This window comes from Edwardsiella anguillarum ET080813, assembly GCF_000264765.2.
Taxonomy (GTDB): domain Bacteria; phylum Pseudomonadota; class Gammaproteobacteria; order Enterobacterales; family Enterobacteriaceae; genus Edwardsiella; species Edwardsiella anguillarum.
Genome location: NZ_CP006664.1, coordinates 2,306,284 through 2,321,977, shown reverse-complemented (window position 1 = coordinate 2,321,977; position 15,694 = coordinate 2,306,284). Strand labels below are relative to the sequence as shown.

Annotated in this window: 13 protein-coding genes and 1 other RNA gene; 6 read left to right on the top strand and 8 right to left on the bottom strand. The window is 61.0% G+C overall.

Going from position 1 to position 15,694, the window contains the following annotated elements; translation table 11 throughout:
• Nucleotides 1-96 precede the first annotated feature (96 nt).
• Nucleotides 97-1,764 (top strand): energy-dependent translational throttle protein EttA, encoded by a 1,668-nt coding sequence (gene ettA / locus ETEE_RS10485; protein WP_015870044.1) that lies wholly within the window; start codon nt 97-99, stop codon nt 1,762-1,764.
• A 62-nt stretch (nt 1,765-1,826) separates the two neighbouring features.
• Here the strand turns inward: ettA and radA are convergent, their stop codons facing one another.
• On the bottom strand, nt 1,827-3,215 hold the full coding sequence (gene radA, locus ETEE_RS10480; protein ID WP_034162761.1) for a DNA repair protein RadA: 1,389 nt from the start codon (nt 3,213-3,215) through the stop codon (nt 1,827-1,829).
• A 54-nt stretch (nt 3,216-3,269) separates the two neighbouring features.
• The gene (gene serB, locus ETEE_RS10475; RefSeq protein ID WP_034162762.1) at nt 3,270-4,247 is read right to left on the bottom strand and encodes a phosphoserine phosphatase; all 978 of its coding nucleotides are present in this window, start codon (nt 4,245-4,247) and stop codon (nt 3,270-3,272) included.
• Nucleotides 4,248-4,353: 106 nt separating this feature from the next.
• Between serB and ETEE_RS10470 the strand changes: the two genes are divergently transcribed.
• Nucleotides 4,354-5,034 carry a YtjB family periplasmic protein gene (locus ETEE_RS10470; RefSeq protein WP_034162763.1) on the top strand — a complete coding sequence of 227 codons (681 nt, stop codon included), beginning with the start codon at nt 4,354-4,356 and terminating at the stop codon, nt 5,032-5,034.
• Nucleotides 5,035-5,068: 34 nt separating this feature from the next.
• On the opposite strand, the gene rnpB is transcribed toward ETEE_RS10470, so the two are convergent.
• Both rnpB and rsmI read right to left on the bottom strand, forming a co-directional pair.
• Nucleotides 5,069-5,447, bottom strand: an RNA gene (rnpB, locus tag ETEE_RS19555) — RNase P RNA component class A.
• Between the two features lie 25 nt (nt 5,448-5,472).
• Entirely contained in the window at nt 5,473-6,342 is an 870-nt protein-coding gene (gene rsmI / locus ETEE_RS10465; RefSeq protein WP_034162764.1) for a 16S rRNA (cytidine(1402)-2'-O)-methyltransferase, read from the bottom strand.
• Between the two features lie 60 nt (nt 6,343-6,402).
• Between rsmI and ETEE_RS10460 the strand changes: the two genes are divergently transcribed.
• From ETEE_RS10460 to dolP, 4 genes are read left to right on the top strand one after another with little or no spacing between them, the layout of a single operon-like run.
• Nucleotides 6,403-8,430 (top strand): penicillin-binding protein activator, encoded by a 2,028-nt coding sequence (locus ETEE_RS10460; protein ID WP_034162765.1) that lies wholly within the window; start codon nt 6,403-6,405, stop codon nt 8,428-8,430.
• On the top strand, nt 8,388-8,774 hold the full coding sequence (locus ETEE_RS10455; protein WP_034162766.1) for a YraN family protein: 387 nt from the start codon (nt 8,388-8,390) through the stop codon (nt 8,772-8,774). The genes ETEE_RS10460 and ETEE_RS10455 overlap by 43 nt, the downstream gene beginning before the upstream one ends.
• A 46-nt stretch (nt 8,775-8,820) precedes the next feature.
• Nucleotides 8,821-9,411 (top strand): DnaA initiator-associating protein DiaA, encoded by a 591-nt coding sequence (gene diaA / locus ETEE_RS10450; RefSeq protein ID WP_012847405.1) that lies wholly within the window; start codon nt 8,821-8,823, stop codon nt 9,409-9,411.
• 10 nt (nt 9,412-9,421) lie between these two features.
• Nucleotides 9,422-10,012 (top strand): division/outer membrane stress-associated lipid-binding lipoprotein, encoded by a 591-nt coding sequence (gene dolP, locus ETEE_RS10445; RefSeq protein ID WP_045425275.1) that lies wholly within the window; start codon nt 9,422-9,424, stop codon nt 10,010-10,012.
• Nucleotides 10,013-10,073: 61 nt separating this feature from the next.
• On the opposite strand, the gene mtgA is transcribed toward dolP, so the two are convergent.
• The 4 genes from mtgA to mnmL all read right to left on the bottom strand — a co-directional run bounded on the left by mtgA (nt 10,074) and on the right by mnmL (nt 15,226).
• On the bottom strand, nt 10,074-10,808 hold the full coding sequence (gene mtgA, locus ETEE_RS10440; RefSeq protein ID WP_034162767.1) for a monofunctional biosynthetic peptidoglycan transglycosylase: 735 nt from the start codon (nt 10,806-10,808) through the stop codon (nt 10,074-10,076).
• Nucleotides 10,805-11,458, bottom strand: coding sequence for an isoprenoid biosynthesis glyoxalase ElbB (elbB, locus tag ETEE_RS10435; protein WP_034162768.1), 654 nt, complete (start codon nt 11,456-11,458; stop codon nt 10,805-10,807). Before elbB ends, mtgA begins: the two co-directional genes overlap by 4 nt.
• 375 nt (nt 11,459-11,833) lie before the next feature.
• Nucleotides 11,834-14,170, bottom strand: coding sequence for an aerobic respiration two-component sensor histidine kinase ArcB (gene arcB / locus ETEE_RS10430; RefSeq protein WP_034162769.1), 2,337 nt, complete (start codon nt 14,168-14,170; stop codon nt 11,834-11,836).
• A gap of 150 nt (nt 14,171-14,320) precedes the next feature.
• A complete protein-coding gene (mnmL, locus tag ETEE_RS10425; RefSeq protein WP_034162970.1) occupies nt 14,321-15,226 on the bottom strand; it encodes a tRNA modification radical SAM protein MnmL/YtqA in 906 nt (301 codons plus the stop codon).
• Nucleotides 15,227-15,694: the final 468 nt, after the last annotated feature.

Below are 15,694 nucleotides of genomic sequence, written 5' to 3'. Positions count from 1 at the left end.
CCGCGGGTCGTTGTTATCCGTGGATGAACGGGCTACACTCCGCATCCACTATCGATCCGCAGCATATTCATCCGATAACAAGAGGCTCAGAGCAACGTGGCTCAATACGTCTATACCATGAACCGCGTCGGCAAAATCGTCCCGCCGAAGCGTCACATCCTGAAAGATATTTCCCTCAGTTTCTTCCCGGGTGCCAAAATCGGCGTGCTGGGTTTAAACGGCGCGGGGAAATCCACCCTGCTGCGCATTATGGCCGGCGTTGATACCGATATCGAAGGCGAGGCACGTCCGCAGCCAGGGATTAAGATCGGCTACCTGCCGCAGGAGCCGAAGCTCAATCTGGAGCAGACTGTCCGCGAGGCGGTGGAAGAGGCCGTGGGCGAGGTTAAGCAGGCGCTGACCCGTCTGGATGAGGTGTACGCCCTGTACGCCGATCCGGACGCCGACTTTGACAAGCTGGCCAAAGAGCAGGGAGAACTGGAGGCGATCATCCAGTCCCACGATGGCCACAATCTGGATAACCAGCTGGAGCGCGCCGCCGATGCGCTGCGCCTGCCAGCCTGGGATGCCAAGATCGCCAATCTCTCCGGCGGTGAGCGTCGCCGTGTGGCTATCTGTCGTCTGCTGCTGGAAAAACCGGATATGCTGCTGCTCGACGAGCCAACCAACCACCTGGACGCCGAATCCGTCGCCTGGCTGGAGCGCTTCCTCCACGACTATGAGGGCACCGTCGTCGCCATCACCCACGACCGCTACTTCCTGGACAACGTCGCCGGCTGGATCCTCGAGCTGGACCGCGGCGAGGGGATCCCGTGGGAGGGTAACTACTCCTCCTGGCTTGAGCAAAAGGATCAGCGCCTGGCGCAGGAGGCCTCTGCTGAAGCCGCCCGCCGTAAATCCATTGAGAAAGAGCTGGAGTGGGTGCGTCAGGGCGCCAAGGGGCGTCAGTCGAAGGGCAAGGCCCGCCTGGCCCGCTTTGAAGAGCTCAATAATACCGATTACCAAAAGCGTAACGAGACCAGCGAGCTATTCATTCCGCCGGGACCGCGCCTGGGCGACAAAGTGCTGGAGGTCAGCAACCTATCCAAATCCTACGGCGATCGCCTGCTGATCGATGCGCTCTCATTCAGCATCCCGAAAGGGGCTATCGTCGGCATCATCGGCCCGAACGGCGCCGGTAAGTCCACCCTGTTCCGCATGATCTCCGGCCAGGAGCAGCCGGACAGCGGTAGCATCACGCTGGGCGACACCGTGACCCTGGCCTCCGTCGACCAGTTCCGCGATGCCATGGACGATAAGAAAAGCGTCTGGGAAGAGGTCTCCGGCGGGCAGGACATCATGCGTATCGGTAACTTTGAGATCGCCAGCCGCGCCTATGTCGGCCGCTTCAACTTTAAAGGCACCGATCAGGGCAAACGCGTCGGCGAGCTCTCCGGCGGGGAGCGTGGCCGTCTGCATCTGGCCAAGCTGCTGCAGGTCGGTGGCAATATGCTACTGCTCGACGAACCGACCAACGATCTGGACGTTGAAACCCTGCGCGCACTGGAGAACGCCCTGCTGGAGTTCCCGGGCTGCGCCATGGTCATATCCCATGACCGCTGGTTCCTCGACCGTATCGCCACCCATATCCTCGACTATCAGGATGAGGGACGCGTCGAATTCTTCGAGGGGAACTTCAGCGAGTACGAAGAGTACAAGAAGCGCACCCAGGGCGCCGAAGCCCTGCAGCCGCACCGTATCAAATACAAGAAGATCGCCAAATAAGCGCGTCATGCTACGAAAAAGGCTCCCTCGGGAGCCTTTTTAACGTCAGGTTGGCATCCGCATCATGCCAGATCCTGCAGAATATCCAGCGCGTCCGACAGCTTCTTCACGCCGTACACCGTCATAGTGGGGATCACCTTCTTCGGCACGTTGGCATGGGGGACTATCGCCCGCCGGAAGCCGTGCTTGGCCGCCTCAATAATACGCTCCTGACCGCTGGCAACCGGACGCACCTCGCCCGCCAGCCCCACCTCGCCAAAGATCACCAGATCCTGCGGCAGCGGCCGGTCGCGCAGGCTGGACACCAGCGACATCAGCAGCGCCAGATCCGCGCTGGTCTCGCTGACCTTTACCCCGCCGACCACGTTGACAAACACATCCTGATCGGCCATCTGCAGCCCACCGTGACGATGCAGCACCGCCAGCAGAATCGCCAGACGGTTCTGCTCCAGCCCCACGGCAACCCGCCGCGGATTGGACATCATGGAGGTATCCACCAGCGCTTGGATCTCCACCAGCAGCGGGCGGGTCCCCTCCCACACTACCATCACCGAACTGCCGGCGGTGATCTCCTCGCCGCGGCTGAGGAAGATGGCCGACGGGTTGCTGACCTCGCGCAGCCCCTGCTCGGTCATGGCGAAGACCCCCAGCTCATTGACCGCGCCGAAGCGGTTTTTATGGCTGCGCAGGGTACGAAAGCGCGAGTCGGCGTCGCCGTCGAGCAGCACAGAGCAGTCGATGCAGTGCTCCAGCACCTTGGGACCGGCCAGAGAGCCATCCTTGGTGACGTGGCCGACCATAACGATCGCTACGCCGCGCGTCTTGGCAAAGCGCGTCAGATAGGCCGCCGTTTCACGCACCTGCGCTACGCTGCCGGGCGAAGACTGAATATCGGCCATATGCATCACCTGGATCGAGTCGATCACCATCAGCTTCGGCTGTTCTTGCTCGGCGATCAGGCAAATCTGCTCAATACTGGTCTCCGACAGCATATTCAGCCCCTCCGTCGGCAGGCCAAGGCGATGGGCGCGCATCGCCACCTGCTGCAGCGACTCCTCACCGGTCACATACAGGGTCTTCATCTGCTGTGACAGGCGGCACAGGGTCTGCAGCAGCAGCGTACTCTTGCCTGCGCCGGGATTTCCGCCGATCAAAATGGCGCTTCCGGGCACTACGCCGCCGCCCAGCACCCGGTCAAACTCGGTAAAACCGGTCGAAAAACGCGGCAGCGCCTCCAGGCTAATCTCCGACAGCTTCTGTACCTTGCTCAGGCTTCCTGCATCGCCGGCATAGCCAGACAGACGCGCGCTACGCCCCGCCGCCGGCGCCGCCGCCAGGCGTACCTCGCTGATGCTATTCCAGGCCTGACAGGCCGAGCACTGCCCCTGCCAGCGCGGATAGTCCGCCCCACACTCATTACAGACAAACGCCCGTTTCACCGCCTTTGCCACTGCCGACCTCCTTTCTGATGACTGCCCGGCGCCGCCGCTCCGCGCGGATACGCCCTAACGCTCTTCATGCTTTAACGTCGCGCTCAACACGCACAGGACACCGATGAGATCCGCATGACGAATCGCCAGCGGCGCCCGATCGTAGACGCAGGGCTTGGCATGGAATGCGATCCCCAACCCGGCACGCTGGATCATCTTCAGATCGTTCGCGCCATCGCCGATGGCGACGGTCTGGGCCAATGGGATATTCAGCCGCTGCGCCAGCTCGCACAGGGTATCCTCTTTGCACTGCGCATCCACGATCCGCCCCGTGAGCCGTCCGGTCAGACGCCCGTTGTGCACCTCCAGCGCGTTGGCCACCGCGGCGCTCAAATTCAGGCGCGTGCGCAGGTGATCGGCAAAGTAGGTAAAACCACCGGAGGCAATCGCCACATGCCAGTCAAACGCCTGCAGCTTGCGCACCAGGCTGGTTAACCCCGGCATCAGCGGCAGAGCATCCCTGACCTGCTGCAGGATGGCGGCGTCGGCCCCCTCCAGCGCCGCCACGCGCTGGCGCAGGCTGGCGGCAAAGTCCAGCTCGCCGCGCATGGCGCGCTCGGTCACCGCGGCCACCTCTCCGCCGACCCCGGCCAGACGCGCGATCTCGTCAATGCACTCGATGGTAATGGCCGTCGAGTCCATATCCATCACCAGCAGCCCCGGCGAGCGCAGGTGCGGCAGACGCCCCAAGACCGCGGTATCGATGCCCTGCTCATTGGCAAGCCTGGCGGCCCTGGCGGGCATACCGCCGGCCAGGCGCACCACCTGGTAGTCCTCGATGCACCACGCGGCCACCACCACCAGCGGCGCCGCCAAGCGGCGCTGGAACGCCTGCAGCGCCGCCTTATCCAGATGACGTCCATACAGCAACCAGCCAGTATGACCGGCGCGATAGTCCAAAGGCATTACCTCATCACCGCTCAGCGACAGCGGCAGGCCGGGCCAGCGATAAATCTCGGCGGGCAGATCGCAAAAGGTAAGACTGTTGGGCATAACCACTCCTTAAAAACGCCATCCCGGCGTCAAAACTGTGCCTCAAGCTATCCTATCGTCAAGGCTTCTGGCAACATAAAGTCATTACCGGCGCAAAGGATCCCCAATGGTTAAGGCTACGCTTCGCTTCCGCCTGCACAGAACAGCCATCGTGCTGATATGTCTGGCATTATTGGTCATTCTGATGCAGGGGGCGTCCTATTTCAGCCTCAGTCATCAGCGGGCGCGGCTCGATCAGGTCGGCGAGCTGGCGCAAACCCTGGCTCAGCAGGTTGCCGCCCGCCTCTCCCCGCTCATCAATGACGATACGCCGGATACCAAAAAAATCGCCCCCATCCTGGAAACGCTGACCCGCCACAGCCGTATCCTGGATGCCAGCGTCTATGCGCTGGACGGGTCGTTGATCGCCCAGGCCGGCGAACGGGTGGAGGTGCGCGATCGGCTGGCGCTGGATGGCCAGCGCGCCGGCAGCTATTTTAACCACCAGATAGTCCAGCCGATCGACGGCCGCGATGGCCCCCTCGGCTTCCTGCGCCTGACGCTGGACACCCACGTTCTGGCAACCGAATCACAGCAGGTAGACAACACCACCAGCCTGCTGCGCCTGATGATGCTGCTAGCGCTGGCGATTGGCATCATTTTGGCACGCACACTGCTGCAGGCGCGGCGCAGTCGCTGGCAACAATCCTCCTACCTGCTGACCGCCAATGCTCCGCTGGCGGAGGAGAGCGAACGCGAGGCGTCAGCGCAGGAGCATAGCGCATCGCCGCCGCCGCCAACGTCCTAAAAAGCAAAACCCCGCCGAGGCGGGGTTTTTAGATAAAGGGAGTTGACCGGTAAGCCGGGTTCTGTCGTGGACAGTCATTCGTCTAGGCCAGCAATCGCTCACTGGCTCAAGCAGCCTACCCGGGTTCAGTACGGGCCGTACCTTGTGAACCCCTATTTGGCCTTGCTCCGGGTGGAGTTTACCGTGCCACGGTCTGTTGCCAGCCGCGCGGTGCGCTCTTACCGCACCCTTTCACCCTTACCTGATCCCGCTTTGCAGCGGGCCATCGGCGGTTTGCTCTCTGTTGCACTTGTCGTGGGCTTACGCCCCCCAGGCGTTACCTGGCACCCTGCCCTATGGAGCCCGGACTTTCCTCCCCTGCGCCCGTCTCCCCGAAAGGACGACGACACAGCGGCGACTGTCTAGTCAACTCCGGCGCGGATGATAGGCTATTCCGCCTCACTTGTCACCTGATTGCTGCGCGAGTGCGTATTTATACAGCGCATTCTTCTTCACGCCGTGAATTTCCGCCGCCAGCGCCGCCGCCTTTTTCAGCGGTAGCTCTGCCTGCAGCAGCGCCAGGGTGCGCAGCGCCTCGGGCGACAGCGCCTCTTCATCCGCCTGGTATCCCTCGACGATCAGCACCATTTCACCCTTACGCCGATTCTCATCCTGCTGCACCCAGGCCAGCAGCTCAGCCACCGGCGCGCCGTGGATACTCTCCCAGGTTTTGGTCAACTCACGCGCCAGCACCACATAGCGCTCGGCGCCCAGTTCACTGACCATATCCGCCAAACTCTCCAGCAGGCGATGGGTCGACTCGTAGAAGATCAGCGTACGGGCCTCCTGCTGCAGATCGCGCAGCCGATCGCGCCGCGCTTTCCCCTTGGCGGGTAAAAAGCCCTCGTAGCAGAAGCGATCCGACGCCACGCCCGCCGCGCACAGCGCCGTGATCGCCGCACAGGCACCCGGCAGCGGCACCACGCGAATCCCGGCCTCGCGACAGCGGCGCACCAGGTGATAGCCGGGATCGTTAATCAGCGGCGTACCGGCGTCGGAGACCAGCGCAATACTCTGTCCCTCGCGCAGCTTCGCCAGTAGCTGATCCGCTTTTTGCTGCTCATTGTGGTCATGCAATGCAAAGAAGCGCGCATTTATGGCAAAATGTTGTAACAGCATTCCCGTATGACGGGTATCTTCCGCCGCTATCAAATCGACCGCTTTCAGCGTCTCCAACGCCCGCTGGGTAATGTCTCCGAGGTTACCGATAGGCGTCGGCACCACGTACAGCGTCGCCGCAGAAATGGCAGCATGATCGTTTTGATTCATTGTTTCATCCGGTTTGTCGATTTAATATTGAGCATTCTGAAAAAATTTACTGGGTACAGTATGCTTTCCTCAATCACTGTCCGCACCAAGTCCGGACGCCTTATCCCGCTGGTTTTGGCCGCCACACTGCTGGCCGCCTGTTCCGGGCGCATATCTACCACGCCACCGGCCCCCGTACAGAGCGAAGCCACCGCTTCTGCCGACTACTATCTGCAGCAGATGCAGCAGAGTAGCGATGATAGCAAGGCTGACTGGCAATTACTTGCCATTCGTGCACTGCTGCGGGAGGGAAAGCTACCTCAGGCGGCCGACCTGCTCGGCCAGCTGCCGTCGCAGCTAAGCGAGGCTCAGCAACTGGAGCAGCGCCTGGTCAGCGCCGAGCTGGAGATCGCACGGCACGCCCCGGCGCAGGCGCAGACCATCCTGGCCAACCTGGACGTCGCCCAGCTCAGTCAGGCGCAGCAGCTGCGCTACTATCAGACGGTGATCGCCGCCGCGCAGGGGAAAACCACCCTGGCGCAGATCCGCGCCTATATCGCGCTGCAGCCGCTGCTGACGCAGGAGAAGCAGCGCAAGGCCAACATTGACGCCACCTGGGCCGCGCTGAGCACCCTGAGCCCGGCCGATCTCAACGGCATGGTGATCAACGCCAACGAAGATATTCTGCGCGGCTGGCTGGATCTGCTGCGGCTGTACCAGGATAACCGTCAGGATCCGGCGCTGCTCAAGGCGGCGATCAAAGATTGGCAGACCCGCTACCCCAATAACCCGGCGGCGACGCTGCTGCCCAGCGCACTGGACAATATCCTGCACCTGCAGTCGGCCTCTACCGCCAGCATTGCGCTGCTGCTACCCCTGAACGGTCAGGCCAAGGTCTTCTCTGACGCCATTGAGGCCGGTTTCAACGCCGCGAAAAACGGCGCGTTTACCCCGAACAGCGCCCCGGCAGCGACGGCGACCCCGTCTGCGCCGGCCGACGTTAACGCCGCCGGCGCCGTCAGCCCCAGCGCCCAGGGGGCGGACGCCGCGGCGCCCGCGGCCCCTAACGATAGCGCTGCCCTGCCGCCGCTGGACGCCGCTGGCGATCCGATCGCGCCCGGCGTCAGCCCGGGCAATCCCGACGCGCATATTCAGGTCTATGACACCAGCAGCCAGCCGCTGCCCGCGCTGCTGAGCCAGGCGCAGCAAACCGGCGCCAGCCTGGTCGTCGGTCCGCTGCTGAAAAACAACGTGGATCAACTCAATACCCTTTCTACGCCGCTGAATATTCTGGCGCTCAACCAGCCCGAGCAGGTGCAGAACCATCCCAACATCTGCTATTTCGCGCTGTCACCGGAAGATGAAGCGCGCGATGCCGCGCGGCATATCTGGACTCAGGGTAAGCGTACCCCGCTGCTGCTGATCCCGCGCAGCCCGCTGGGCGATCGCGTCGCGAAGGCCTTTGCCACCGAATGGCAGTCGTTGGGCGGCGGCAGCGTGCTGCAGCAAACCTTCGGCTCCAGCGCCGAGCTGCGCAGCACCATCAACGGCGGCACCGGGATCCGCCTGACCGGCCAGCCGGTCAGCGTCGCACCGGCCCCGTCGGCCTCGGTGACGATTGCCGGCCTGACCATCCCGGCGCCGGTGCAGCCGCCGGTAGCCAGCGGCGGCGGCGTGGACGCCGTCTATATCATTGCGACGCCGGCCGAGATCACCCTGATCAAGCCGATGATCGATCTGGCCAACGGCACCCATAACGGCATCGGTCTATATGCCAGCTCACGCAGCTATCAAGCGGGCGCCGGTCCCGATTTCCGCTTGGAAATGGAGGGCATTCAGTTCAGCGATATTCCGCTGTTGGCCGGCAGCGATCCGGCCATGCTGCAGCAGGCGCCGGCCCAGTACCGCAACGACTATTCGCTGATGCGGCTGTATGCCATGGGCGCTGATGCCTGGACGCTGGCCAACCACTTCGCCCAGCTGCGCCAGATCCCCGGCTTCCAGGTTCAGGGCGCGACCGGGACGCTGAGCGCCAACGACAACTGCGTCATCCAGCGGAAACTGCCGTGGCTGCAGTACCAGAAAGGCAGCATCGTCCCGGTTCAATAACCGCTCACCAGATCGGCGCGCACCATGAACAGCGGGCGCGCCGCTATCTGGAGCAGGCCGGGCTGCGTTTTCACGCCGCAAACGTACGCCTGCGCGGCGGTGAGATCGATCTGATTATGCGCGACGGTGCCACCTGGGTCTTTGTCGAGGTGCGCTACCGAAAAAACGCCTGCTACGGCGGCGCGGCCGCCAGCATTGATCGCCGTAAACGCCAGCGTCTACAGTGCTGCGCGGCCCGCTGGCTGGCGACGCAAAATCAGAGTATAGAGACAGCCGATTGTCGTTTTGACGTTTTGGCAATCACCGGCGGCCAGTTACAATGGCTGCCCAATGCATTTGTCTGAAGCGCATAACGCTGTTCAGGCTTTTCCAAATAAATGGACACTTACCGTGCTGGAAAGAATTAAAGGCTGTTTTACTGAAAGCATACAAACGCAAATTGCCGCAGCGGAAGCCCTGCCCGATGCCATTTCCCGCGCGGCAATGACGCTGGTGCAGTCACTGCTGAACGGCAATAAAATTCTGAGCTGCGGCAACGGCGCCTCCGGCGCCAATGCCCAGCATTTCGCCGCGACGCTGATCAATCGCTTTGAAACCGAGCGTCCAAGCCTGCCGGCCATCGCACTAAACGCCGATAGCGTGGTCTTAACCGCCATAGGCAACGATCGCCTGCACGATGAGATCTACGCCAAGCAGGTACGTGCCCTGGGCCATGCGGGAGACGTACTGCTGGCTATCTCAACCCGGGGCAATAGCCGTGATATCGTCAAGGCAGTCGAGGCGGCGGTTACCCGCGATATGACGATCGTGGCGCTGACCGGCTATGACGGCGGCGAGCTGGCCGGTCTGCTGGGGCAGCAGGATGTGGAGATCCGCATCCCGTCGCACCGCAGCACCCGTATCCAAGAGATGCATATGCTGACCGTAAACTGCCTGTGCGATTTAATTGATAATACCCTGTTTCCTCACCAGGCTGACTGAAGGAGTCGTCATGACGATGCGTTTTCCCTTAACCCGATGTTTTCCCGCGCTGGTCGTCCTCAGTGCCCTGCTGCTGCAAGGCTGCGTCGCCGCCGTGATCGGCAGTGCGACTATGGCAACCCAGGCGGCCAGCGATCCCCGCAGCGTGGGTACCCAGGTCGACGATGGCACCCTGGAGGCCCGTATCTCCAACGCCCTGAGCAAAGACGCCCAGCTGAAGAAAGAGGCGCGCGTCGTGGTAACCGCCTATCAGGGGCAGGTGCTGCTGACCGGTCAGGCGCCAAGCCAGGCGCTGATTAGCCGCGCTAAGCAGATCGCGATGGGCGTTGAAGGCACTAAGGCGATCTATAATGAGATCCGTTTAGGCCAGCCGGTCAGCCTGGGCACGGCCTCGGCCGATGCCTGGATCACCACCAAGGTACGCTCCCAGCTACTGGCCAGCGATCAGGTGAAATCCACCAATGTGAAGGTGACCACCGAAAATGGCGAGGTCTTCCTGCTGGGGTTAGTGACGCCCAAAGAGGGACAGGCCGCCGCGCAAACGGCCAGTAAAGTCAGCGGGGTGAAACATGTCACCACCGCCTTCTCGCTGCTGAAGTAAAGCCGCAACGCAATAGCCAAACATCCCCGCCGCGGCGGGGATGTTTGATGTCTATCGGCGGCTAACGCAGATCGTAGCGCTGTAAAAAAGCCTCTCCGCCCAGCTGGCGCATCTGGCGTAGGATCCAGCGCTGACGCTGCAGCACATAGCGCGAGGGTGCCCGTACGCTGAAGCGATGTGGATTAGGCAATACCGCCGCCAGCAGCGCCGCTTCTCCCGCCGTCAGCCGGCTGGCCGACTTGTGGAAATAGCGCTGGGCGGCCTCTTCAACCCCGAAGACGCCGGGGCCAAACTCCGCGATGTTCAGGTACACCGTTAAAATACGCCGCTTGCTCCACACCAGCTCTTCCGCCAGCGTCAGTGGCGCTTCGAGCCCTTTGCGTAGCCAGCTGCGACCGTCCCACAGTAGCAGGTTTTTCATGGTTTGCTGCGACAGCGTCGAGGCACCGCGCAGCGGGCCTCCCCCCTCATCCGCGCTGTCCAATGCCTGCCCGATAGCAGTGAGATCAAACCCCCAGTGCTGGGGAAACTTCTGATCCTCCGCGGCGATCGCGGCCAGCGCCATCTGTGGCGCTATCTGCGACATTGGCCGCCAGGTCTGGTGGGCAACATAGCTAAAATCACCGTGTAACCAGGCCCCGATTTGTCGCTGTACCATCACCGTGGAATAGGGCACCGGCAGCACAGCGAATATCAGCAGCGCGGCGATCCACGCCCCCAGCAGCGCGAGCACCAGGCGGCTCCCCCAACACCTGATGCGCTGAAGCACCCGACGCGACGCTGCCGTTTGACTCATCGGGTCATATCCAGCACCTGTGCGACCAGCTTATCGATCCCCTCAGCCGCCTCGGCGATAGTGTTGGCCAGCATGTAGGCCGGCGTCGTCACGACCCGCTGCGCCTCGTCGACCACGATGTCATTCACCGCACAGGCCACGTGCTCCCCGCCCATCGCCGCAATCGCGGCGGCCGTGGCGGCATCGTTACCGATGGTCACCCGCACGGGCCCCCCCAGCAGCCTGGGCAGTAGCGCCGGCGCAATGCAAATGAACCCCAGCGGCTTGCCGTCGCGGTGCATACGCGTCACCAGATGCTGCAGCGCCGGATCAATGCTGCATTCCGCGCCATCCGTCGCAAAGCTACTGAGATTTTTAGCCGCGCCAAATCCACCGGGCACGATCAGCGCATCCAGCTGGCTGGCATCCGCCTGCGCCAGCGGCGTCACATCGCCGCGGGCAATCCGCGCCGCCTCCACCAAAATATTACGCCGCTCCGCCGTCGGCTCTCCGCGCAGGTGATCGATCACCTGCGCCTGCTCCCGATCCGGCGCCAAACACACCGCCTGAGTCCCGGCGCGGGACAGCGCCAGCAGCGTTAATACCGCCTCGTGGATCTCACTCCCATCAAAGACTCCGCAGCCGCTGAGTACTACGCCGACTCGTTTCATCGCCTCTCCTCATTATCGGTGAATAGGCTCCCCATCCCGCGGACGGCAAGGAGAACGCCAAAGAATTAACCACGCTTAACTATTCGCTTTTTACGCTGCATCCGTGCCGTTCCTGCGCCCTGTGCATTAGTAACTACTTTAGGGGAAGTCAACACCCTACGGCTTTGTATTGGCAAAAAAACGAACACATCACACATTTAACTGAATGAACTAACATCCATAACCAACTTATTGGTATGTTGATGACGCTGTGCGTCGAACCGATTAGATCCATTTACGCAAACTTTTTCTTGATAATTTCTTTCATCAACTATGCGTAAATGTTCGTTTTCCCTGGTGTTGGCGCAGTCGTTGCGCACCCCGACTCCGTCGGGGTCATTTTTTATTAGCCTGCGCAACCCAGTCGCGTAAAATCTGCACGTCGTGGCGCCACTCCTGTTTCAGCTCGTCGATCCACTCCTGCACATTATCCCACCAGGCCGGCAGCGTCGGCGTCTGGATCTGCTGCGCCAGCTGCTGTAAATGACGCAGTCCCACGGAGCCTGCGGCGCCTTTAATCTTGTGTCCCTCTTCGGTAATCCCCTTCTGATCGCGCGCGGTCATATTGGACTCCAGCACCGACAGATAGCCCGGCATCATCTTCTCGAATACCGCCAGACTCTGATCGATCAGCTGCGGCCCGACCAGATCCAGATACTGCTGCAGCATCTCGGTATCCAGCAGCTCACAGAGATCGTGCGCATGGGACTCTCCCGCCTCGAGCGCCGTCGCCGGGGCGCTGTCCCAGAAGCGGCGGATCACCGCCGTCAGCGCCGGCACGGCCAGCGGCTTGCTCAGCACATCATCCATCCCTGCGTCCAGATACTCTTTCTTATCTTTCAATACATTCGCCGTCAACGCCACCAGCGGCGGCAGCGCTGGTTTTCCATAGCGCTGGCACAGCGTGCGGGCGATATCCAGGCCGGTCATATCCGGCAGCTGAATATCCAGCAACACCAGGTCATACTCCTGCGGTGCAAACATGGCCAGCGCCTCGGCGCCGCTCATCGCCACATCAACGCTGTTCCCCATCTTCTCCAGCACCGAACGTGCGACGATCACGTTCAACTCAATATCCTCAACCAGCAGGACGTGCAGCGCCGGCAGCGGCATCTCCTCCTCCTCGGGCGGCTCGCTCAACGCCTCCTCGACGACCGGCGCCCGGATGCTGAGGGTAAAACAGGCTCCCTCTCCCGCCACGCTGCTCACCACGATATCGCCGCCCATGGTCTGCGCCAGACGCTTGGAGACCGCCAGGCCAATGCCAGTGCCGGTGGCCGGTTTGCCGCCATGCATATCTTTCACCTGATAGTACATGGCGAAGATCTTATCCTGCTCCTCCGGAGGAATACCGATGCCGGTATCGCGCACCTCAAACAGCAGCTTATCCTGCTGCTCACGCCAGACGCGAACGCTGACACCGCCGCGCTGAGTAAACTTGACGGCGTTGCCGATCAGGTTCCACAGGATCTGGCGCAGGCGCGTTCCGTCCGCTATCACCTTATGCGGCAGCGCGGGATCCGACGTCAGCGTAAAGCTCAGCCCCTTCGGCTGCACCAATAGCCCGGACAGATTCTCCAGATCCGTCAGAAAGCCGGTAAAATCGATGGCCTGGTTATCCAGCTGTACCTTGCGCCGCTCAAGTTTATCCATCTCAATGATGTCATTGAAAATATTCCCCAGCGCTATCGCGCTGACGTGGATGGTCTTCAGGTATTTCAACTGCTCCTCATTCAGCTCGGTATCCAACAGGATACGGCTGAGGCCGACGATCCCGTTCAGCGGGGTACGCAGCTCATGGCTGATGGTCGAGATAAAGGTGGTTTTTTCACGGCTTGCGTTCTCCAGGGCATCCTGATAGCGCTTGCGCTCGGTGATATCGCGCCCAAAGCCCATCAGGCCGTGGCGCTTGCCCACCCGATCATAGAAGGGCACCTTGCGCAGCTCAAAGCAGGCCTTACGCCCGTCGGGATAGACCAGCCACTGCTCGTAGGTGAGGGAAACATTATGGCGGAAAACCTTTTCATCGGTCTCGATAACCTTCTGGGCGATATCCGGATCGTACACATCGCGCGGCGTCAGTCCGATCAGCTGCTTTTCACTCTTGCCGGTCAGCAGCTCCATCGCCCGATTGCAGCCGGAAAACTCACCGTTCTCATTGCGGTAGTAGACCAGATCCGGAGAGGAGTCGAGGAATGAGCGTAGCAGCGCCGACTGCTGCTCCAGCTCTACCTGCGCCAGCTCGCGCTGATCGATCTCGTGCTGCAGGGTATCCAGTACCTGCAGGCGGGCCTCTTCGGCCTTGACGCGATCGGCAATCTCTTGGTTAAGCTGGCTGATATTGTCCTTGAGCTGCTGGTTCAGCTTCAGATCGCGGTGACGCATCTCCTCCAGCTTATTCACCAGCTTGCTCAGGCGCTGACGCGACTCCTCCAGCTGTTCCACCACCACCGACAGAAAATAGACGGCCCAGGGGGTGATCAACAGGCCGAAGAAGACCGAGCGCACCACGTCGATGCTGTCCACCTGACCACGCAGAAGCATAGTCACCGCCATCTGCACCACCATGGCCAGCAGCACCAGCGCCGATGCCAGTAGGATGGAGAAGCGCACCAGCCCAAGTTTTACCATTAAATCAACGTAATACTGGGCCAATACCCGAATTTGTTTCATCTTGCACTCCCCCGGCAATTATCTCGGTGTAAACCTATCCCCGGCGGATGTCATGACGGGAGCCAACGGCGGCGCGCCCCGTACGGCGACGCCGGTCGCTTAATAGGATAAGTTATTAATCATACCGTAAAATCCGCGCAGGAGGGCAGGCTACGACAGCGCCGAAGCCTGGCCGCCGCACTCCAGCAGATAGTTATTAATGGCGACCATCCCGGTCCAGCGGTTCTCGCACCACTGGGGGGCTAGCAGCGTGGGACGGCGAGCGCTGGCGGAAATCCGGTGATAGATGACCTCTGGCGGCGTGTGGCGGATCATCTCTCCGGCGGTGTGGACATAGCTATCTAACGCCAGATCCTGCAGGCGCCCAGCCTGCCAGGCCTTGGCCAGTACGCTGCCGGTCACAATATGCAGCGGATGCAGCTTGATCCCCTCGACGCCGGTCTCCACCACCCGCTGCAGCGTGCTGAGACTGTCCGCGTGCGCCTCTCCGGGCAGTCCAACGATCAGATGGCTGCATACTTTCAGTCCACGTGCCCGGGCGGCGCGGGTCGTACGCTGATAGCAGGCGAAATCATGTCCGCGGTTAATCCGGCGCAGCGTCTTATCGTTGGCGCTCTGCAGCCCGAGCTCCAGCCACACCTCGTAACCCTGTTCACGGTACTCCGCCAGCAGATCAAGCACGCTCTCCGGTACGCAGTCGGGACGGGTCCCGACGCACAGGCCGACCATATCGGCCTGCTGCAGAGCCTCCCGATACATATCCCGCAGGATGCAGACCTCGGCATAGGTGCTGGTATAGGCCTGAAAATAGGCCAGATAGCGTCGCGCCCGGTTAACTTTGCGCGCCTGCGCCTCCAGCTGTTCGGCGATGCTGCGCCGCTGCATCTGTTCATCGGCAAAGGAGGCCACGTTGCAAAACGTACAGCCGCCGCGGCCCAGCGTTCCATCGCGGTTAGGGCAGCTAAATCCGCCGTGCAGCGTGAGCTTATGAATTTTTTCCCCATAGCGGCGCTGTAGGTCGGCGCCGAACATATTGACCAATTGCTGCAACTGCATAATAGTAAAAGAGGCCTTATATAACCCGCTGGCAAGTTCCGCCATTATACTCCATGCCGCTTTTTTACGCGCCAACGGCGATCCCCTCGCGCCACCATCGCATCACAATTCATATTAAATGACTTTAAATTCACTGTTACACACGAAACAGCGCCGCGCTCTGCGACGATCCGCACCGGAATGAGTCTGCGATGAAAAAACAAAATTAATTATCAACATCTTCTTTATATACGACATATTAGTCTTAATTAACTTGTTTAAATAGCATACAAAATAACAAACAGGCTAATTTGACAGTGTTACCCGGTAGGCACCGCCGGTCCGCTTCTCGCGACACATCAAGGCACTTTTTTATATATTTTCATTAAAAATCAATCCTGTATCACAAAACACGCCCCGATAAACTGTGATATAGCCCACATTTGACCTGCGAAATCTTTCCCGATAAGTTGAAAAGCCGCCGGAAAT